Source organism: Desulfoluna butyratoxydans (assembly GCF_900699765.1).
GTDB classification, from domain to species: Bacteria; Desulfobacterota; Desulfobacteria; order Desulfobacterales; family Desulfolunaceae; genus Desulfoluna; species Desulfoluna butyratoxydans.
In genome coordinates this window covers 230,102-252,126 of record NZ_CAADHO010000003.1, presented here as the reverse complement: position 1 = coordinate 252,126, position 22,025 = coordinate 230,102, and the positions used below count along the sequence as shown (strand labels likewise).

Here is a 22,025-nt window from a genome sequence, read left to right as displayed (position 1 = left end):
AAGGGTCGTTGAAACAGATCATACTCGGCACGGCCGGACACATAGACCACGGAAAGACCAGCCTCATCCGCAGCCTCACCGGCATTGAAACGGACCGGCTGAAAGAGGAGAAGACCCGAGGCATCACCATTGAACTGGGGTTTGCCGCCATGGACCTGCCCAACGGCCAGCATGTGGGCATCGTGGACGTCCCCGGCCATGAAAAGTTTGTAAAAAACATGGTGGCCGGAGCCACGGGAATCGATATCGTGGCCATGGTCATCGCCGCAGACGAAGGGGTCATGCCCCAGACCCGCGAGCACATGGAAATCTGCTCCCTCCTGGGCATCTCCCACGGCGTGGTGGTCCTCACCAAGACCGACCTTGTGGACGAAGAGTGGCTGGAGCTTGTTCAGGAAGACATCGCCGGGTTCCTCGAAGGCACCTTTTTAGAAGGGGCCCCCATGATCCCCGTATCCTCCATCACCGGCGAAGGCATGGATGCCCTGAAAGAGAGCCTCTCCGAACTTGCGGGCGGAGTGCCTCAGCGCCGTACCAGCTCCCTGTTCCGCCTGCCCGTGGACCGCGTCTTCACCATGAAGGGATTCGGCACCGTCATCACCGGCACGGTGATTTCAGGAAAGATCTCCGTGGGTGACGCCGTCACCATCTACCCCTCCGGCACCGAATCCAAAGTTCGTGGCATCCAGGTCCACAGCGACAGCGTGGAGTCCGCCTCCTCGGGCATGCGCACCGCCATCAACTTCCAGGGCCTGGAGAAGAGCGCCATCCAGCGCGGCGAGGTGGTCTCCACCCCCGGAGACATCAAGCCCAGCTACCTCATGGACGTGGAGTTCCTCTACCTGCCCAGCTCCAAAAAGCCCCTGAAAAACCGCACCCGCATCCGCCTGCACACCGGCACCAGCGAGGTCCTGGGTTACTTGATCCTCCTTGACCGGGAGACCCTGGACCCCGGAGACACCGCCGCGGTCCAGCTTCGCCTGGAAGAGCCCGTGGCCTGCATCAAGGACGACCGCTACGTCATCCGAAGCTACTCTCCAGTGCGCACCATCGGCGGCGGACGCATCCTGAACCCCATCCCCCCGAAGCACAAACGCTTCCGAGAGGATGTGATCACGGGCCTTTCCGGCCTCATGGAAAACGAACTCCCGGAGATCATCTCCTTCCATGTGGTCCAGGCGGGTTACGCGGGCCTGCCCTTTTCCGACCTGAAGCTGATGACCAACTGCAGCGAAAAGCAGCTCACCGGAGCCCTGTCCGGGCTCCTCTCCAAGCGCGTGGTCATCCAGACGGACAAAGAGACCCGGACCCTGATCCACGGAGAGACCTTCACCCGCCTCACCGACATCGCTCAGGAGTACCTGGCCGAATACCACAAGGCAAACCCCCTGAAGGAGGGGATGCCCAAAGAGGAGCTCAAGTCCAAATTCCCCGATGTGCTGGGAAGCCGGGTCTTCACCCTCACCCTCAACCACCTGGTGGGTGAAAACGCCGTGGTCCTCACCGCCGACACCGTCAAACTTGCATCCCACACCGTGGAACTCCAGGTGGATCAGGAACAGTTGAAAAAAGACATTGTGAGCGCTTACACGGAAACAGCCCTGACGCCTCCCTACTTCAAGGCCCTGTGCGAATCGCTGGGGGTTCCCGTGAACAAGGCCAAAGACGTCCTCCTCCTCCTTATTAAAGAAGGGGTCCTGATGAAAGTCAAAGAGGACCTCTACTTTCACCAGCCGGCCCTTGAAGGACTCAAGTCCCGGGTCCTGGCCTTTTTTGAGTCCAACACCGAAATGTCCACCGCGGACTTTAAAGAGATGACCGGCGGGGTCTCCCGCAAGTACCTCATTCCCCTCCTGGAGCACTACGACGGCATGAACCTCACCATCCGGGTGGGAGATGCCAGGCAGCTCAGGGGACGCAGTTAAAAGCCCATTGCAAACCCTTGCGCCCCGGCCGGAAGGGACCGGGGCGACGTCTTTTTTTGCCGCTGCAGCCCGTTAAGCCCATCCCGACAAAACCCCGGTGATCACCGGGGTTTTACTTACCTGGCAACCCGTTCTCACCACCCCTTAGATTTTTGACTTCTACCCCAAAAATGTGCATACTGTTGCCTGTCGCTAACCGAGTCATCAACAAGCAGTCATCGAATGTTCCCGCAGAGAAGGAGAAACCATGAGTGATCCCGGAAAAAACAAGCTAAGCAAAGAGTTCAAGATATACATCTTTTCACGGGTCGGCCTTGCCGTCATCGCAACCCTCGTGGTGCTTTGGGGCGGTGCCAAACTGTTTTACTTCTTCACCGGCAGCGACGAGCACCCGTCCCCCTACCACCAGGTGGTGGACAACAACCCGACCCTGAAATCCGCCGACCACGCCCTTAAAAAGATGCTGGACACGAGCCACCCTGAGGCAACCGTCACGGGAGAGCAATCCCATGACGCGGCTGAACCTGCGGCACATGACGTTGCCGACACCCACGGCGCACCGGCAGCCGCCCACGGCGGAGCTGCAGCCAAGGACCACGAAGCCACCCTCCATGTGGACACTCAGACCCACGAGACTGCATCCGAAGACGGCCACAGCTCCCTGGAACAGGATGTGGCAGACCTTTTTCCCAATGCCGTAAGGGGCACCGCCTTTGTCACGGCCCTCATCGAGCCCCTGGACTACGAACTGTCCCAGCGTTCTTTGGGCTGGCGGCCCAACGATGTTTTCACCCTCTTCACCGACAACGTGGAAAACTACCAGCTCGGCGTCCTGGAGGTCACCCGGCGCACCACGGAAAAACTCGTGGAACGCATCGCCCGAACCGGCAGCACCATCAAGTTTGATAAAAACCTCAACCTGGCCCGTGCCAAGTTCAACAACGATCCGAAAAAATACTGGCTCCCCGCCCCGGAAAAATCCTACGCCCAGGCCATTGAGGAACTGAAGACATACAGGGAGCGCCTGAACAGCAACAAGGCCACCTTTCACTCCCGGGCCGACAACCTCATTCCCCTGCTCAGCAGCTTCGAGAACCTTTTGGGTGACTGCGACGACGACCTGGTAAAGACCCATGAAGAGAGTGGTGCCCCGGTAAGCACCTTCAAGGCCGACGACTACTTCTACTATGCCCAGGGCGTCTCCAGGGCCATGGCTACCATCCTGGAAGCCGTCATGGTGGACTTCGCACCGGTCCTGGACTCCCGCGGCGCAGCCAATGACCTGCACCACGCCGTGCTGATGCTCCAGCACGCCACCGAGCTTGATCCCCTCGTCGTTCAGGAAAGCGACTACAGCGGATTCTTCGCCAACCACAGGGCCAACATGGCCGCCTTCATCAGCCACGCCCGGGCCTATATCCAGTTTGTCATCAAGACCATGAGCACCTGATACAGGTGATAGGTGATAGGTGATAGGTGATAGGTGATAGGTAGCCCGCGCTGACTCGATACTGCTGTCAAACAAAAAGCCCGCTGTCTCATTATTGAGGCAACGGGCTTTTTTGATTCCGGAAAACAGTATAGAACGTCCCCTTACAAGGCCTGCAGGAGACGCAGCACAATGCCGTCGGCCACGGCAAAGCCTCTCCTGGTCAAACGGACCGCCTCTCGATCGGCCACCATGAGGCCCTCGTCCACAAACCCCTTCACCACCGGAGAAAGCACCCAGCCCAGATCCTGTGAAAAGCGCCGGGAAAGCGCCCCCAAATCCACCCCTTCCATGCGCCGCAGGCCCAGATAAAGCGCCTCGGTCATCATGGCCTCCCGATCCAGGGCTTCCTCCCCTTCCACGGGCCGCTCTCCCCTGGCCAGGTGTTCCAGCCAGGTGCCGAGATGGGCAACGTTCCACCGCCTCACGGGGTGCTCACGGGCGCCCCCCCCGGTATAAAATCCGTGGGCCGACGGGCCGATCCCTACGGTGGTGGCCATCTCCCAGTACTTGGTGTTGTGACGGGAGACAAAACCGGCGCCCCTTGCAAAATTGGAGACCTCGTAGTGGAGGTACCCGTTTTCCGTCAGGGTATCCGAGACCGCACCAAAAAAAGCCCCCTGCTCGGTGTCCCCGGGCATGGAAAAATCCCGGTTGCCGTGGCGCGCATAAAGGGGGGTTCCGGATTCCAGGGTCAGCATGTAACAGGAGAGGTGCTCCGGGGCGTGGGAGAGCAGGGCCGCCACATCCGCACGCACCGCAGCCAGATCCTGACCCGGCACCCCGTAAATGAGATCAGCCCCGATATTGGAAAATCCGCATTCACGCGCCGCTTCCAAAGCAGCGGTTGCGTCCCCGGCGCTGTGGAGACGCCCCAAAAACGAAAGCGTGCCGTCATCAAGGGACTGCACCCCGATGTTAAGCCTGGTCACCCCGGCCACCTTGAAACCGGCCAGTGTTGTCGGGGTCACTGTCCCGGGGTTTACCTCCAGGGTCACCTCAACGTCCTCCCCAAAGGAGAACCGTGTGCGGGCTGCCTCAAGGAGCCGGGCCACTTCTGACGGCTTGAGAAGGGAGGGAGTCCCCCCGCCGAAGTAGACCGTATCAAAGGGAGCCTCCACGCAAAGGTCTTTGGCCACAAGGTCCATCTCACGGACAACCCCTTCAAGGTACGCCTTCTTTTGCGCCAGGGAGGACTCGGAATAAAAATCACAATACGGGCATTTGCGAAGGCAAAACGGAACATGGATATAGAGGCCGGGGTTCATGGGGCAAACGTCTCCCTTTGGGGTGATGGATTCATACGCTTCCTATATCAGCCCCTCATTGGGGACCGCCACAGAAAAGTGCCGTAAGGGACCACATAAAACTGTTCAGGAAACCGCCGCACACCCCCTCAAAAACAAAACCCCGTTCGAGAATACCGAAAAAGAAATACCGTTTTCCGGCTCTTTTCCTCAACGGCGACATGTTACGGAGCACCACCTGATTCGCCGCATCGCACGGAATATCACGCGTCGCCGCGCCCGCCCTTTATGTCTTCCCCAGCCACGGCCACGAGAACCGTTGATTCCTCACGCCACCCGTAAGAGGCACCAAAGTAAAAAAATACTCACTCGCCACAAAAAAGCATTGAAAATGTATGGGCATTCCCATATTCTTTCGCTAGTACACCCAGACAGCACGGCACACGCGCCATCCCGTGTATTTATCATGCACGTGAACGCGTTTCCCTTTGCCGTTTCAGCGATATAGACACGCGACATGCGCCGTCTGAACGCATCATAGGAAAAGAGTCCGAACAAAAACAATAAAAGTATATCAAACTAGCATATCCCCCCGGACCCCTTGAGTCGATTTTGCAGGATTCACCTGCATACGCAATCCATGCATTTTTACTATCAGGCAACGTTAACCCGGGTATTTCCCATATCAAAAACAACAAGCCAGCCATAATGGTTAACGACGCAACTAAATTCAGTACTGTCACAAAGACAAAATACACCACACTGTTCACTGATCGCTTTTCTCATCTTTAGGGAGAGTGTAGCGCATCCATATTCTGCGTTATCCGAGTTTTAAAACAAGCAAAAGCATCAGTAAATGAGTGCACTCGACCCGTGCAACATCCGGGCTAAAGCCACATCATGTATCATCACCCGTTGACCAGACCGCGATACACAACAGAAAGGAATACCATGCTGTTTTACATCAAACGGATGCTGTATCGGATCAATAAAAACCGCAGGTACCTGAGCCTGGCCATCGCCTTGCCCCTCCTCTACCTTATGGCTATGGCTTATAAGCCCCATACCTTTGCCATCGCCCTTTCGTTTCCATCTCCCGCCGATGCACCGGTCACAGCCCCAGAATCCCCCACGGAGGCCATGACCCTTTCCGAGATCACCGCCTCTCCCGAACAGGCCGCCCGGTTCATCAAGGGGAACTTCTTCCCCCATCTGATCCTCGACTACCCCCTGGGATACAAGGCCATCGTGACCCAGGCCCACCGAACCGAGCTCTACACAGAAGCCAGGGACAATCTGACCATAGGCCTCAATGAAGAAGGCCTGGTCACCGTCACCTACATCGGAAAAAACCGAAAAACCGGGGAACGCCTGGTAACCTACTACGGGAACACCTTGTTCCGGCGCATACAGGAGGGTTACAAGCGCCTGGACCTTCCCGCACCGCCCCCCATGGAAAGTACCCCGGAGATGACCTACACATCTCGAACCATCCGACGTATCTGGGAACCCTCACGACTCATCCCGGCCCTCATCTGCTTTGCCGGGGGCCTCCTTGTATTTGTCCTGGCCCAGGTAGTCATCGAAGCCCTTGACCCCTCATACAAATCAGAAAAACAAATCGCCGAGCACTTGGGCGTTCCTGTCCTGGGAACCATGCCCGATAAACTCACCACAACCAAAACACTCCGACCAGGCATGCGAGACCATGATGAACCGACCCGATAGCACCCACCGCCCCCCCCACATCCCCCCCCCCTTGTTTATAACCAAATATCCCCGGGGCCATGCTTCGGCATCGCCGCCCTCCTGCCCTCCCCACCCGCTCCGGGTTCATTCCAGGCCATGGGTTGCTTTCGGAACCCTTTTGCTGTGGTGCATGCTCACTCTCTGCCCCCCAAGGGCAGCCCTTGCAGGGGAAGTCACCGTCCACTGGACACCATGCGATTCTGCCGGGCACTATCGCCTCTCATGGCGCACGAGCGCCGAAGGAGAGTATTCCGGCCACGCCATCATTACCCAGCCAGCCGGTTCCCCGCCTGTCATGAGCCATACGGTGGAAAACCTTGCAGAGGAAACCACCTATTATTTTGCGGTAAGGGCCTATAACGAAGCAAACGTACCGGCCGCCTACTCCCAGGAGATCTCCGCAACTTTCGGGTCGCTAAACACGGCCCCGGATGTCATCACGAGTCCGCCCCAAATTGCCGTAGAGGGACAAACCATCACCCTGTCCGGAGAAGGCTCCAGCGATCCGGACGGCAGCATCGTCGCCTGGCACTGGCGCCAGGTATTCGGCTATGAAGACCCGGGGGTCACCCTCCAAGGGGAAGATACAAAGACAGCAACCTTTATCATGCCGGAAAAACCGGTAGAGCCGGAAGACCCTGAAAACCCGGATAAACCGGAAACACCCGTCATCCTCACATTCCAGCTGACGGTCACTGACGATGACGGGGCCACGGATTCAGCCATCGCTGAGGTGCAGTTTGCTCTGGACAACCGCCCCCCCAACGCCCATGCAGGGCCCGACCAGTTTGCCCTGGAAGAGCAAGCGGTCACCCTCACGGCCCAGGCCTCCAGCGACCCGGATGACGGTATTGCCTCTTACCAGTGGACCCAGACCCAGGGGCCATCGGTGACCTTGTCAGATACGTCAAGCATCAAGCCCACCTTTACAGCCCCTGCCCTTGGTGAAGACGACAGCGTCCAGCTGGTCTTCCAGGTCCTGGTCACCGATACGGAAGGCCTCGCAGACAGCGATACCGTTGTGATCACCATCACCAAACCCCTGCATGCCGACGCAGGGGGCGATCAGGTTGTCCGTGAAGGGGAAGAGGTGACTCTGGACGGAAGTGCCTCCCGGTTTCCCGAGGGCTGTCCCCCGAGCTGGCACTGGAGCCAGACCGGAGGCCCCGATGTCATCCTGGACACCCCGGATCAGGCCACGGCCCATTTTATCGCACCCCGGTCCCTGCCACAGGATATCGAGCTGACCTTTACCCTGACCGTTTCAGACACAGACGAAAACACCAGTGTAGCCACTTGCACTGTCCGGGACACCCTCACCCCCATCGAGCCCCAGACCACACCGGCACATGCGTCCGTCGAGATCATTGATTGCGATATGGAGCACCGGCTGTGGCTCACCGTGGGCTGGGAGAATTATCGTAAGGCGACCAAAGAAGCCCGCGTGGCGTCAGGAGACCTGGACGGAGACGGCAACACCGAGCTCATCATCGGCCTGGGTCCTGTGGAAGACGACGCAGCCATTCCCGGGGGCTTCTTCCAGGTTGTCTCCCCCACGTACCAGCACCTGGCCTGGGGACGCCTCCCCGAAGGGGAATACACCCTGTACAACGAGTTCAACGGGGAGACCTGGCCAGCTTGTGGCGACCTCAACAACGACGGCAGAGATGAGATCGTGGTGGGCCTTGGCAAAGGAGGAGGGGGGCGTATCGCCATCTTCTCCTTTGACGGGGAGCATGTCACCTTTGAAACCACAACGACACTCCCCTGGGAGGAGTACAACCTGGCCGTGGGAGAAACCCGCCCGGCATGCGGTGACATGGACGGCGACAACTGCATGGAGATCATCGTGGGACTGGGAGGGGACGAGGAAGGCGCCGTCTCGCCCAACGGCCGCTATGCCGTGTTGGACAGACCCTGCAGTGCCGATCTGACAGCCCCCTTTGACACCATCACCTGGGGCCAGGTCGACTGGAAGGAATACAACGCGCAAAACGGCGAGACGTGGCCCACATGCGGTGAGATGGAGGAAGAAGAGGTAGGTGAGCCCGAAAAAGACGAGATCATTATCGGACTCGGAAAAGGAGGCGATGGGAACATGGCGGTTGTCCAATGGGAAGACGACACCCTCACCCACCTCAAATGGCTGAAGGTTGACTGGGAAGGGTACAACACCATAACGGGTGAAACCCGCCCCACATGCCTGGACATGAACAATGACGGCACCCATGAGCTGATTGTCGGCCTGGGGCCCGTGGAAGGGGACGCCACCCTTCCGGCGGGACGGCTCCCGGCACTAAGGGCAGACGGTGAGCTTCTCCAATGGGGAAAGATGGGTTCCGAACCCTACAACAAGGCCAACGGCGAAAGCCGACCTGCTGCCTTTGCCTCCGAAGGAGAACCCCTCATCGCCGTGGGCATGGGCGACTACACAGCCGATTTCGAGGAGCCCGGAGAAGACGATGATGATGACCCTGCGGGAGACCGGGCAGCCGGGTCATCCGGCGGGGGATGTTTCGTTGAAAGCTGCAGGTAAAGGCATCCCCATAACCAGCGATTCCGTTTATGCCTCCGGCGCCCTGCCGGAGGCGAACCTTTTGCCCGATTATGTGCGTTGGGTGTGACAAACAGGTCTTAAGTGAGTCTTTCCAGGGTCCGCCGAAATCATTTCGACATGCTCTGATTGTTTTTTTTGCGGCTTGTCGCGTCGTAGCCCCTGGCGAAGGCGGTAGCTTTTTCCAAAAAACGATCCGCAGGAGGCAAGCTGGATAATGACGGCTATTTTGTTTTTTGGGTAACCGTGAGGCCCTTGGTTGCGGGTCACCTCACGCAGATTTCATCCCGGAACTGATGCGGTGCAGGTAGCCGAGCTCCGTTGCCTGGGTGTTCTTGGTCCCGATGGCCACCACCTCCGCCTTTCCCCCGGGAAGGCGCATGAAGTAGAGCCTGCCTTTGTACGCGAACTCCGCCTCCAGAAAGGTATCCAGCCCTTTGCCTCCGAAGACCTTACGCTTTACAGGCACCCCGGCGGGATCTTCGTTGAGCTGATGGATCAACTCCTCACACTTCAGGCGCATGGACTCGTCCAGCGCCAGGAACCCCTGGATCGCCCGATCGTGAACGTTCAGGTGCTTGTATAACGTTGAAAGGCGCCTGGCGATGCGCTCCTTCTCCCGGTGGGCACGTTTCCCGCTTTTTTTCTCTTTCACGGGCCGCTGCTGATCGGCCATGTGCCTTGTCAGACGATCGATTTCGCCTTTTTGAGCAATGAGCTGCTCCTCATTCTCCTCAATGAGGGTCTCCAGAATCTCGATCTCTTCCTCCATGCCCGTCTGGCTCTCGGCAGACTCCACCAGAGCCGTCCGCGCCTGCTCCAGGGCACCCTGAAGGGACTCCTGACGAGCACTCAACGTGTCGAGTTCCTCCTGGGCCGCCCTCTGCCCATGTTCCAAAGAGGCTATGGCCTGCTCCCGATCAATCCGTTCCAGGGAGCTGTAACGAACCTGCTTGCGATACACCCGATACAATGCCAAAAGAGCCACGGCGCTGAACAGCGCAAGGGCCATGACAGACAGCGGGGCATCCGGCCCGGTAAACAGGGCGATCTCCAGGTTCAGCCCCCTTTCAAGAAGGCGGTAGTTCTCAGCGGCAACAACCTGCCGATCATCCAGGGGTGAGGATTGAATCTCAGACACAGGAAAAACCAGCTCACCACCGCCGGTCCTCACCGTAATGGTGCGGCTTGAAAAAAGCGCCAGGGACAGGTGCGTCTCCACATACCGCCCGAGGTTGTCCCGCACCACGGCCTTGACCCCAACCTCCCCTTCCAAAAGCGACCGGTCGCTGTGAAGGAGCACCTGCACCATGCGGGGCCGGTGATACGCTGCAACACCTTTCTCACACAGGGGAACAAACCACACATACATCAGGGCGGGCAACATCAGTGAAAACACAATTTGCTTAAACGGAAGGTATTTCATGGGTTCACTCAGCTCAAGGCCTCGTCAGGCCACGGGGAAGAGTTAACGAGTCCACGCCAAACCGACAAACGATTCGGCAAGCAGGCCTTAAAGAAAAATGGCCCCCGCCAGAGGCGGGGACCACGACTCGACCACACGGATCATCAATCCATGGCCAAAATCTCCCGGGCCTTATCCGCCCCCTTGAAGTCGGCGTTAAGGGCCAGGGCCCGCTCAAGGGAGACCCGTGCTTTCTCTGTTCTTCCGCTGGCATGAAGGGCCAGCCCGAGGTGATAGGCCACCAGGGCATTTTCAGGTAATTTGGAAAGGCTGTCCCTGAACTCGGAAATCGCGCTGTCGTAAAGCCCTTTGCGGTAGTAGACCAGGCCCAGGGTATCCATGACACTGGGGTCGTCGGTGGCTTTGCTCCTGGCTGTCCTGGCAAGCTCCAGGGCCTCATCGATCTCTTCACCGGAGTCGGCAAGAATGTAAGCCAGGTTGTTTGTGGCCACCACAATATCGTCGCGCAGGGACAGAGCCTTACGATAGCTCGCCTTGGCGGTCTCCACATCCCCTCCCCCCTCGCTGACAATGCCCATGAGCACATGGGGCATGGGGTCCTTCGGCTTTTTCTCGCTCAGCCCCTTGAGCTGCGCCATCACCTTGGACGTATCTCCCTGCCTGTGGTAGACCGCAGCCAGCCCGTAATAGGGACGAATGATCTTTGAGCTGGCTCGGACAGCGGCCAGGTAGGCCTCCTCGGCCCCAGCCAGGTCCCCTTTCTCGGCGTAGATATCACCCATCATGCAGTGCACCATGCCCGTGGCAGCCGGGGTCCCTTCCACAACCGTCAATTGCTCGCGGCAGAGGGCAAGGGCCTCTGCTTCCTGATCCATGGCCATCATGCAGCGCACCATGGATGCGAACACATCCATGAGAGCCGGATTGACGGCACGTGCCGTTGCCAGGTCCTCCAGAGCGCGATCCATCTCGCCCCGGGCCATGAAAAGCATCCCGGACCGGTAAAACAATGCGGAATTGTCCGGCGCCTGCTCCTTGAGACGGGCATACACCTGCTGCGCCTTGTCATGCTCGCCCATGGAGGCCAGGACCTGCCCCATGAGAAAATGTGCTTTGAACAGCCCCGGGGCCCTGACAAGGACCTTTTCCAGGCTCTCCTTTGCAAGCTTGAACTCACGCCCGTTAAAATAGAGTTCGCCCAAGGCCACCTGGGCCCTGAGGTGGTTTGGCTTCAGCTCCAGGGCTTTGAGCACATCTGTTCTGGCCAGGTCGTCTTTCCCCAGCCCCATACCGGCCACCCCACGCAGATAGTAAGGCTCGGCGTTGGTCGCGTCCTCTTTGATGACCGCAGAAAAGGCCTCCAGAGCATCCTGAAAGCGCCTTTCGCGCAACGCAAGCTCGCCTTTCAGGCTCAAGGCGGGAACAAACCCCGGCGAGGCTTCCAGAACCTTTGCAGCCATATCGCCTGCCTTAACCAGGTCCCCGCGACTTGCGTAAAACCTGGCCACCGTCACCTTGACCCCGGCATCCTGGGGCTTGAGTGTAAGGGCCTTGAGGTACATGGCCTCGGCTTTCTCCGCATCGTCCCTCACCTGATAATACCTGGCCAGTTTCATCACCGGTCGAAAGGCCTGAGGATCCCTGGCAACGGCATCGCGATAGGCAAGCTCCGCTTCCGGATATTTTTTCCGAGCCACGTAAAAATCACCCAAGGCAATCAACAACTCAGCATCGTCGCTGTGATCGGCCACAATGGCCTTCATCTCGACTTCGGCCTTGTCATACTGCTCGCTGCGTGTCAGCAGGCTGACCAGATCGAGGCGCGGTCGAATGGCCTCCGGTTCGGTAGCCATGGCCTGCCGAAGGAAGGCTTCAGCAGCGGAGATGTCCCCGGCCCCGGCCTTTAAGCGCGCCATGCCAAGAAGGGGACGGGGATCCTTTTTGTTCAGCGCCAGGACCTGCTCGTATAACGCCAGGGCTTCGTCAACAAGACCGTCAACCGAAAAAATTGCGGCGGAAACCATGAGGTATTCGGTATGTTCGGGTTCGGCGGCAAGGGCCCGGTCAATATGCCTGCGGGCCTCTTCCGTCTTTCGAGCCAGCAGGTAGAGCTTGGCCAGGTTAAAATGCGCACCGGCATGACCCGGCTCTTTCTCCACCACCTTCAGGTAGGCCCGGAATGCCCTCTTCGGGTCCCCCTGCTCAATGGCGATGGTCGCGATTTCGTACCAGCCCTTGGAGTAACCGGGATCGATTTTTACGCAGTTCTTAAAGGCCAGCAGGGCCTCCCTCGCCCTTCCTTCTTCAACATAGGAAAGCCCCTTTTCATAATACGCATCCCGCTTTTCGCTGTCGGAGGCACAGGCGGTCGCGAACAGGCCGACCACACACAACATCATCACAAAACGCTTAAATACCATCATTCTTCCCCCATAGTAAGTATGGAAAATGCTTCATCGGCATCGGTTGATTTTGTCGGTTGAAGGTCATTTAGGTAGAGGTTCAATCCGCTGGATGGAAATGCCTTTGGCAATCATTGCTCACCGGCCATGAAATCCGCTTGCCCTTCCGTATTTCCGGGGTTTCATAATTGCTCACATCTCCGGCTTCATACAGGCTCCGGGCCACATTGACTATCAGGGATTGTTCACTGGGTGACGACAAGTAATATCAAACCAAATTGATATGATCTCCGTGCCCTTTGTGTCAATCTTTTTATTCAAAAAAGCAAAATATGAAAGCCATTACATAACTACACAAAAATCTATGTGGCCCACTTCACAAGAAGACAAAAAGAAACATCTTTATGACTCACTCCACCCCAGTCAAAAAAACCTGCTTTTGCCGTCCGTTGAAGACAATTCTCAAGGTCATCCAGCACACTGGCACCAATACTGCTTACCTATGCGACGAAAAGATCGCCGCATTTCGCGAACGATCAACGTTCATCCGAATTTTATGACAGCCACGTTCACCTCGATAATGATGGCGCTAATGCCCTGCGCCCTTACCGAATGACCTGATGGACGACCCTGAGCCTTAGAATTTGGATAACGCAACGCACGATGGACGACTCACCTTAAACACCTTACGAAAAAAAGGAGAAGCAGCATGAAAAACCAGCTCAAGACCTGGGTCTACACCTTCCTGGCCACGTTTTTAGTGGCTGGAAGCGTTTACGCCGTCCCCATGGAAAACACGCCTGGGTACTCTTGGACCGACGCACCCTACTGGTCCTTGACCGATTACACCACAGGCCAAGACGGCGAGAGCACCTTTATCATGACGGTCAAGAACTCTGGATACCACGCAGACTTCGGGCTCTTTGCCGTGGATAACATCTCAACCGATACACCGACCATCACGGAAAAATTCCAGCTCTTCAGCAAATCCGACGCCGTGGGTTCTGAAGCCCAGGCCTTCTTCAAAAAAGTGGGCATGGACTGGTACATCAACACGGAAAACGATTTCGACGCCCTCGGCGAGCCCGGTGGTGCCGTTAAATTCGACAAGACCTTCGGGTTCTATTTCAGCGTCTACACCGATGAATCCAGCCCCGATGCGGACTACGATTTTTACACCAAGTCGGAACTCAACTCCCCCGACAGTGAAAAAGGCGTAGATCACATCGCCATTGAGTTCAAAGACCCCAACCTGGCCCGCATCTATCTGGACGACCAGATCGGGGCAGGTCCCGGCGGAGGCTGGGACGACATGGCCATCATGGCCATCGACATTCACCCCGTACCTGAGCCTGCATCCCTGGCTCTCCTCGGCCTGGGTCTCATCGGCCTTGCCGGGCTTGGACGGCGCAAGTACACAAAAAAATAGGCTGGGGCGTTCGGCCTGAGAAATAGCAAGAGAATAAGGAGAATGGGTCCCCCATTCTCCTTTTCTCTTTGCTGTTCTTTTATCGGACTGCCATGGTAGAATTCACCCACAGCGCCATCCGTTATCGACGCAACCCCATTGCCTCAAACAAGGACAGGTCCACGCGTTATCGATTCAGCACACAGAGGAACCCATGGAAAAAGAGACAACGGTCCATCCCTGCGCACCACACACAAGCAACCGAACCCTCCTCCTGTACTACCTTGCACCTTACGCCCTGTATGTCCTCATCCCCTTTACGACAGAATCCCAAGAGGCCATCTATGCCTTGAGGCTGTCCCTTGTCCCTGTGGCCCTGGCGGTATGCTGGAGACGATACATTCCCTTAACAGGCCCCAAGTCCATCGGTATCTCGATGCTCTGGGGAGCCATGGCAGGCCTTTTTGGATGTGCCCTCTGGGTGGGCCTCTCCATCCCCTTTGCCCCCCAGGATATCCATGCACCCTGGACGCCCCGGGCTTTTTTTCTCCGACTTGCAGCCGCCACCCTTCTGGTTCCCGTCTTTGAAGAGTACCTTTTACGGGGCTACTTCTTTCGCCTGGCCCTGCAGTGGCAACGAGCAAAAAAAAAGGGCTCTCACTCGCCCTTGAGTGAAGCCCTTGATGATTGTAACGTGGCCGAGATTGCCCCGGGAGACTGGAGCCTTTCGGCGATTTTTTTATCGTCCCTTCTCTTTGCCCTGGGCCACCGCCCCTTTGAGTGGTCGGCAGCACTGGTTTACGGGGTTCTCCTGTCTGTTGTGTGGATCAGGAGAAAAGACATGATCTCCCTGGTATCGGCCCACGCCGTCACCAACGTATCCCTGGCCCTGTATGTCCGCCATTGGGGCCACTGGACCCTCTGGTGATCAAATTCCCGGCCTCGTTGAGTTCCCACCGGGTGATGCCGTGGACAATTCCTACGGAGCCGGGCACGGCAATTCCTGCAGGTAATTCCGATTGAGCACGTACTTGACGGCAAAATAGTAATCCGTGCCCGGATCATAGGATTGATAACACGCGTCCCCTTCTGCCAGTTCGTAGCGCTGATTGTATTGCGCCATGACCTCCGCCACATCCACTGTAAAGGTCTCGTGCGAACCGGCCCTGGACGACGGCGACGGTTCCCCCGCCACATTGAGTGAGGCCCAGAAATTGTCGTACTCTGCCGGGTCATACTCAAATGTTCTGGCCATCTGATCAAAGTGGAGACGTTCCACCATGGGAACCGGGGCACATTTCACCTGGTACGAAGCGATACCGTCTTTTGGGGTGATCCAGTTCAAGGTATAGCTGGAGCCCTGTCGCGTAATGTGGGGCGAGTTTGAATTCCCCATGTCCACACGCCCATTTCCTGCCGGTTCAACATAGCCGACCACCACGTCCCGATGGTAATAGAAATCGATAAAGCGAGACATATACGGGGTGTATCCCCTCTCCCTGGACTGATAGGTAATAAGACGCCCGATATGGGGCTGATACGCAGTCAAAAAGGTCTCATCCCCTGTCTTTTCATACCCCAGGGACATCAGAAAGGTAAGGGGGTATTCGGCCGTAACCTCTTCATCATAGAAATTGGCCTTATCAAGGGCAAAGAGATACGGCTGGTGTACCAGGTCCAACACCTCATCCAGGGAATGCCATGCCATGCCCAGCATAAAATCTTCGTAATCCTCGTAGTACAAAGGGTCATCAAAGACCTCCGGCTGATAACACCACAGGCTGTTAGGAAAAATGTCGTTGGTCATAAACAGCTTGTTCCATCTTTCAAGCTTTGGCCGACTTCCATCCTTGGACAGATAGAAAAATCCCCTGTCCAAATCCCACCCATCTTTCATATCATCCTGCCTGTCGGATCGTAGCCTGTGAATCTGCCGGACCATCAACCTGGCCCTGGGCCTGTAATAGGACGGATCTTTCAGGTATTGAGACAAGGCACCGAGCCGCCTGAGGGCACGGCACATAACCCTGGTCGTGGGCCGCGTAAACACCCCTTCATAATAGCTCCAGTTTGGAATACTGGTGCCCTGTCTGTAGGCTGTGTATTCGGCATGGTCTGCCCAGGCCGTCATCATGGATTCGTCACCCGTCAGGAAATACCCGATGGGTACAGAGATGTCGTGGCTATGCTCATCGTCGAAGAACTTGGAGTTGAAGGCCTCTTTCCCCTGATTTTCAGGATAAGTTGCGTTGTTGTTGGTCCAGTAAGTGGGGCCGTCAATGTAAAAATTAAAATCATCGGAGTGGAGGGTGGAGCCGAACATTTTGTGATGGTCATCGTTTAAGGCAGCCAGAAACGCCCCCCCCTTCCCTGACCTCAAATAGTGGATGTACTTGCAGAGCTGGTGGTCATACTGGTTCGGTCCGCCCCCCATCCCCCAGGTGTAATAACGCCGAAGGGTATCGACATTTGAGATTTCAAAGTCCCCATGACCGACCAGGGTAAAAAAATCACGGACTTCCTTGTCGGTGGCCATGCGATCCTCACCGTAAATCGCTTTTGTCCTCACGTATTGAGAAAAATCAGCTCTGCCGAACAGGGGGTATTGCAGAGAATAAAACGAATGCCTTGGAGCGGTTCCCGGAGTGGTAAAATCCAGAACCATTTGTCGTTTGTCGTGTGCAAAAAAAGCGAATTTAATATCTTTTTTAGAGTTATAAGGGCTGTAGACATCGAGAGAAAGGATCCCATCAGCAGATAGGGTAAACCCGGCAGGCCACATCCCGTAGAGGTTGCGGATACCGAAATTGATGCGTCTGTTGCCCTTGGATACCGCTCCCCAACCTTCGGTATGGTCCGCTTCATTACCAAGGGTCTTGATGACCTGAGCCCCATTGACGACCGACAAGCCGTTATCAGGAACCAGCCGCTCTTTGAGCTTATCCACACCGCCCATATACTCAACGTACTTGTAATTACTGAACCCCTGATACAAGGTGGCGGAACCGTCTACGGAACCACCCGTCTCTTCATCGGCGCCTGTTGAAAAAATAAAATCCGGTGAGGTGAGCGTCGTGGGAATCTCTACCTGAACCGACTCAAAAACTTTCATGGAGTACGATGCATAGGAGGCATTTTTGAGGATCAGATCAAGTCGCGTCCGGCCGGTGCCCTTAAAAAAAAAGATCCGCATCGTATACCCAAACAGCCAGTCGCCGCTTTCATGTTTCAGGTGACCGTCACACCTTACAACGGCTTTCACGGGACCGTTCTCTTCGATTACGGCCGTGGACATGGGGTCGCGATTGGAGGCATAGGTCCTGGTTCCGCTCCGGGCTGTGATGGCCCCAGTCCCCTTTACATAATCAAAGTCCCCGTTTCGCACCGAGTCAAAGACATTGAAATGGGCCTTTTTTACCGTAAAGACAGCGGCTCCCGTATCCACCGTGATCGTTGCCCCTGTATCCCGAGCCAGGTTCGGCCCCTTGCTGTTGCCCGTCCCGTTTGTGAGGTGCAGTTGGGTCATCTCTCCCCCCGATACGCTGGCAAGGGTATCCACTAGCACCCACTGGATGTTCCCGCTTCCGTATCTGTGCAGGGGGCGAAACTGATAATGGGAGGCCCCGGTCAGGCCAAGGGCCCCGATGTCTTTGATCGCGTCCGAATCCATGAGCGGTATGCCAAAGGAGACAACGTCGTTTGCCCGGTCAAGTCCAGTCACGCCTTCCGGAAGCAGTTCATGGACCATGACGGGAATCGGCTTTTCTAATAAGCCATACCCCGTAAGGGGCATGAAGCATACAGCCAAAAAAAGAGGTACAATCCAAAATAGTCGCTGAATTGACATCAAAACGATGCTCCCAAAAAGACTCAAGTACAAGGGGAAAAAGTTCCCACTTATGGGACGGTCGGAAAAACTTGGCCACCCGGCCGTCCCACTCAAAAATCAAAATTCATGTATCATCATGATCTCGTTACACCCTGGTGGCCCACTTCTTATGGACGGAATGACTGGTGCCCCCCTCCCATTCGTATTCAATGAGGGCACTTGCAACACCCGACGAGTCGAGGTCCAATGCAGTCAGCTTACACTGCCCGAACCCGTTTGACTCCTCAGGAAACGGATACTCTGTCCACCCCAAACTCATCATGGCCTTGTTGCTGCTGACCCAGTGCGTACCATTGCCACCAGTAAACGGCCCCTGCCACCCTCCCAGGCCATAAACGAGAGCGAAGAAAAACGGATCCGACGTTGCCTCCGCTGCACCAAAAAGCACGCCGTCGTTATTGAAAAACATTGGCCATGAGAACTTATCTACAATATACCCGAAACAAAACCTCTCCACACCTTGAGGCCCAGAAATTTCGATACAGCTTTCATACTTGTCGGTTCCAACACAATTCCGAACAACAAAATCGTAACTCATCATGGGTTCCTTTCTTAGTTTATTAAGATAAATATTACGACAAATCGATTTCCGTGGCCCTGGCACACATGAGCGACAGATCCCGAAATATATCTGATAAGTACCTGTACCGACGGGATCCAATAATCTGCAGGAGAGGCACACTGAATCGCTTGTATTTCGGTACAAAGGCATCCAGCCTGGAGGAAGCCTTGCGGGGGGAGAGCAGTGACAGGGAGTGCCCCAGGGCACGGCCCCGTGCTTTCTGCTCCCACTGGTCCGAAAGCTCTTTTTCGAACCGGATATCGCAGGGCACATGCCCTGGGTATGTCTGCCACGGGACGGCGGTAACGTGGGCCGGAAACAGCTGGAGCCATTCATGGTAGAACGTGTGGTAGAGAAAACCATCCACTGGTGCCCGGGCAATGAGGGCCAAAAAGTCGCTGTCAAAAAAGGGAAGCAACATCTCTTTCTGGTACACGTCGATATTATCGAAGTAGCCGTGCAGATGACACCGCTGGTCATTTCTCATGAGAAAAACATAGAGGCGTCTGGACGGATCCACCTGTTTGAGGTCGCCAAACTCCCTGGAGACACTTTCATACAAGGAGTTCTCAAAGGTTTTTTTATGCTTTTTACGCAATATGCCCAGGGGGAATTGCTTGCCTTGGAGATATGCCTCGATCCCTGCGGACTCATCCCGTGCCATCAGCGTATTTAAAGCGGAGTCGATATACACATGCCCCAGCCCCACGCTTCCGCCGTCACCGGAAAAAATGGCCGGCATTCTCTGAACCCAGCGTTCCCTTGCTTCTGCCTCGCCAATGGTGGAGGCCAGGAGCTTTTCCGTGCTGTCGACCCGTCCTTCCCGTTTTGTGGAGACATACCGATGCACCCGGGCAGCGGTTCCGTACATCTCGGCAAACACGTTGTCCTGATCACATGCGGCATAGCTGTTGATGGCATAGACCTTTTTATTCAGCTCACTCAGCACAGCGACAATGCACCTGGAGTCCAGGCCACCGCTCAAGAAGGCAAGGGCCTCGTCCCTGTGGACCGCCCTCTTTTTCACTGCCTCAAAAAAAGCATCGTACACCTCCTTTCGAAGCAGGCCGGCGTCCTTTTGGGTGATGGAAAGGTCCCCCCACTTAAAGTAGTAATTTGTGGACCATGTATTGCCCTCGGCTTTGAGGTGCTCACCGTCTCTCAACACGCGAATGTCTTCATAAATGGTGTTGGCCCCAAGGGTGTACCCCAGCGAACACTTTTCAATGCACTGCCTGAATTTCAGGACCTTGGGGATCTCTTCCAATGCCTCCATCACCTTAAGGGAGCTTGAAAAGTAGAGCGTGCCATTGTGAGCGGCATAATAGATAGGCCTCACACCAACTTTGTCCGTGGCCAGGGTCAGTGAGTGGTTCTCCCGGTTATAAGCGCACAATGAATAGGTCCCCGTGCACCCGTTGAGGACATCGATGCTCCCCTGTTGCAACCGATGGTGCAGTGCGCGCAATTGGGCGTATCGGTCCGAAGATGTCCCGTGGTTGAAAAAGGGCTCGCCTGCCACTGCACACACGTCACCGGAGACATCTGCATGGTACCCGCTGTCTGAAAACAGCCCGTAATCGACTTTCAGCAAACAAAACCGCTTAATTTCGTACGTGGTGGTGTTCCGATTTTTCGCAGACAGCACCGACAACACGGTTTTTTTGAACGGCTCAAAAGAAACGTCACCGTGGCCAAAACGATACATACCGAACAATAAAGACATAGGGATCCTGTGATGAGCAACCGGTGCGGTCGTGTCTGCCGTCGGTTGTCTCGATGGAAAGAATGATTAATGAAAAAGCATGCGAGGGCTCAATAAAATGAGCGTCTATGGAAGGGATATAATCACGTGGCCTTTAGCATGGCAAAAACGTCTGAAAACCAGGTCCGCTCAAACAGGTACAGCCACACCCCGTAAACTAAAGCACCAATCCCGATGAGTAGCGCAACCGACAGATACGGATGCACGCCCCGGGCAAAACCGGAAAAGGCAACGGCCCCGTACATCAGGACACTGCCGCTCAACGGCACGCTGATTGCGCGAAGATACGCCGCCACCCGGATCTGGATCAAGGGAAGGGACAGCATGAGGACCACCATCCAGCACATGGGATACATCACGACCCAGGCGTAACAGACGCCCAGGACGCCTCCCCGGGTGGCCCCCACATAAAGGGACACCATCATCACCGCAAAGGTGATCATGATATTTCTCAGGGAGTACCCGGGATTACCGATGCCCTTCAGCAGGGGTGGAAGAAGCACCGAGAGCATCCTGAAGGGCATGACAAGACACAGCAGCTTAAAGGGCTCCACAACCGAGTCCCACCTGGGCCCCACACAAATGGAGATTACCTCCGGGGCGATGCTCGACAAGCCCCAGAAAACAGGAAACACAACCAGGCTTGAAAACTTGACCGTTCTTAAAAAATAGAAGGACACCTTCTCGAATTCGTTCTGGATCTTTGCATAGGCGGGAAAGGCGACTTGGGAGAGGATCGGGGATATCTTGTTGAGGAGAATGGAAGAGAGGTGCATGGCAACGGAGTAATACCCGAGGACCTCCTGCCCCAGGAGCTTTCCGATCAAGATCACGTCGAACTGGGTGTAGGTATACCACACGATTTTTTCAAAGGTGACATACCCGCTGAACGAGGCATAGGCCCCGATGGCACGAAACCTGAACACCGGCCGTTTCCGGATGGGGGACACAAAAAGATAGCCTACCATCTGAACACAGATAAGTACGTAACTTCCCGAAACCAAAGCCCAGACCCCATGGCCAAGAAGCGCAGTAACCAACGTCGTGGCCCCGCTGGCCACACTTGCCAAAAAATCGATGATGGATTTCTGTTTGAATAGGAGCTCTTTTTCGATGAGGGCCTTTGGAATGGTCAAAAAAGGAATCACCAGAAACTGAAAGGAGAGAGCGCGCACCACATGCACCAGGGCGTCGCTGTCGAAAAACAGCCCGATACACGGTGCCGAAAGGAACAACATGGCAAAAAGCACCGCCCCCACACAGATAACAAACCCGAAAATCTGTTGAATGGCTGAATCCTCAATGTCCCTGGCCTGAACAATAGAGGCCCCGAACCCAAGCTCACTGATAAGCTGCAAAAAACCCACAAAAATCCCGGCAGATGCCATCAACCCATAATCCGAGGGCGACAGGAGCCTGATCACCAGAATGGTGACGGCCCAGGTAAACACCTGGCCCATGAATTTGCCGATGGTGAGCCATTTCAGTGAGTGGAGGACCTTGTTTTTCAAACTCATGTTTCGAAAAGTATCCTTGGAGTAGGTAATGAGGCAAGTCACCTCGGGCGGGGCGATTCAAAACGCCGCAAGCATGCTCCGGTATGAGAGAC

The 22,025-nt window shown here is 55.9% G+C and carries 14 protein-coding genes; 7 read left to right on the top strand and 7 right to left on the bottom strand.

Annotated features, from left to right (window positions below; all coding sequences use genetic code 11):
* Positions 1 to 8: 8 nt before the first annotated feature.
* A complete protein-coding gene (gene selB, locus MSL71_RS09985) occupies positions 9 to 1,925 on the top strand; it encodes a selenocysteine-specific translation elongation factor (protein WP_180139704.1) in 1,917 nt (638 codons plus the stop codon).
* Positions 1,926 to 2,172: 247 nt separating this feature from the next.
* Positions 2,173 to 3,375 (top strand): DUF2333 family protein, encoded by a 1,203-nt coding sequence (locus MSL71_RS09980; protein WP_180139701.1) that lies wholly within the window; start codon positions 2,173 to 2,175, stop codon positions 3,373 to 3,375.
* 143 nt (positions 3,376 to 3,518) lie between these two features.
* On the opposite strand, the gene hemW is transcribed toward MSL71_RS09980, so the two are convergent.
* Positions 3,519 to 4,682, bottom strand: coding sequence for a radical SAM family heme chaperone HemW (hemW, locus tag MSL71_RS09975; RefSeq protein ID WP_180139698.1), 1,164 nt, complete (start codon positions 4,680 to 4,682; stop codon positions 3,519 to 3,521).
* Positions 4,683 to 5,612: 930 nt separating this feature from the next.
* Here hemW and MSL71_RS09970 point away from each other — a divergent pair.
* Complete coding sequence (locus MSL71_RS09970) at positions 5,613 to 6,389, top strand: hypothetical protein (protein ID WP_180139695.1); 777 nt, start codon at positions 5,613 to 5,615, stop codon at positions 6,387 to 6,389.
* A gap of 151 nt (positions 6,390 to 6,540) precedes the next feature.
* Positions 6,541 to 8,946, top strand: a complete 2,406-nt coding sequence (locus tag MSL71_RS09965) for a PKD domain-containing protein (RefSeq protein WP_180139692.1) — start codon at positions 6,541 to 6,543, stop codon at positions 8,944 to 8,946.
* A gap of 289 nt (positions 8,947 to 9,235) precedes the next feature.
* Here MSL71_RS09965 and MSL71_RS09960 read toward each other — a convergent pair whose 3' ends face one another.
* Positions 9,236 to 10,390, bottom strand: coding sequence for a hypothetical protein (locus MSL71_RS09960; RefSeq protein ID WP_180139688.1), 1,155 nt, complete (start codon positions 10,388 to 10,390; stop codon positions 9,236 to 9,238).
* 143 nt (positions 10,391 to 10,533) lie between these two features.
* Positions 10,534 to 12,813 carry a tetratricopeptide repeat protein gene (locus MSL71_RS09955; protein ID WP_180139685.1) on the bottom strand — a complete coding sequence of 760 codons (2,280 nt, stop codon included), beginning with the start codon at positions 12,811 to 12,813 and terminating at the stop codon, positions 10,534 to 10,536.
* Positions 12,814 to 13,501: 688 nt separating this feature from the next.
* On the opposite strand from MSL71_RS09955, the gene MSL71_RS09950 reads away from it, so the two are divergent.
* On the top strand, positions 13,502 to 14,221 hold the full coding sequence (locus MSL71_RS09950) for a PEP-CTERM sorting domain-containing protein (protein WP_180139682.1): 720 nt from the start codon (positions 13,502 to 13,504) through the stop codon (positions 14,219 to 14,221).
* A gap of 193 nt (positions 14,222 to 14,414) precedes the next feature.
* On the top strand, positions 14,415 to 15,128 hold the full coding sequence (locus MSL71_RS09945; protein WP_180139679.1) for a CPBP family glutamic-type intramembrane protease: 714 nt from the start codon (positions 14,415 to 14,417) through the stop codon (positions 15,126 to 15,128).
* A 51-nt stretch (positions 15,129 to 15,179) separates the two neighbouring features.
* Here MSL71_RS09945 and MSL71_RS09940 read toward each other — a convergent pair whose 3' ends face one another.
* Positions 15,180 to 17,726, bottom strand: a complete 2,547-nt coding sequence (locus tag MSL71_RS09940) for an exo-rhamnogalacturonan lyase family protein (protein ID WP_343052647.1) — start codon at positions 17,724 to 17,726, stop codon at positions 15,180 to 15,182.
* Positions 17,727 to 17,813: 87 nt separating this feature from the next.
* Between MSL71_RS09940 and MSL71_RS09935 the strand changes: the two genes are divergently transcribed.
* A complete protein-coding gene (locus MSL71_RS09935) occupies positions 17,814 to 17,969 on the top strand; it encodes a hypothetical protein (protein ID WP_180139674.1) in 156 nt (51 codons plus the stop codon).
* Positions 17,970 to 18,174: 205 nt separating this feature from the next.
* Here the strand turns inward: MSL71_RS09935 and MSL71_RS09930 are convergent, their stop codons facing one another.
* The 3 genes from MSL71_RS09930 to MSL71_RS09920 form a co-directional block, all read right to left on the bottom strand.
* Positions 18,175 to 18,630, bottom strand: coding sequence for a hypothetical protein (locus tag MSL71_RS09930; RefSeq protein ID WP_180139671.1), 456 nt, complete (start codon positions 18,628 to 18,630; stop codon positions 18,175 to 18,177).
* A gap of 31 nt (positions 18,631 to 18,661) precedes the next feature.
* On the bottom strand, positions 18,662 to 20,245 hold the full coding sequence (locus MSL71_RS09925; RefSeq protein WP_180139668.1) for an asparagine synthase-related protein: 1,584 nt from the start codon (positions 20,243 to 20,245) through the stop codon (positions 18,662 to 18,664).
* A 254-nt stretch (positions 20,246 to 20,499) separates the two neighbouring features.
* Positions 20,500 to 21,933, bottom strand: coding sequence for a lipopolysaccharide biosynthesis protein (locus MSL71_RS09920; protein ID WP_180139665.1), 1,434 nt, complete (start codon positions 21,931 to 21,933; stop codon positions 20,500 to 20,502).
* Positions 21,934 to 22,025: the final 92 nt, after the last annotated feature.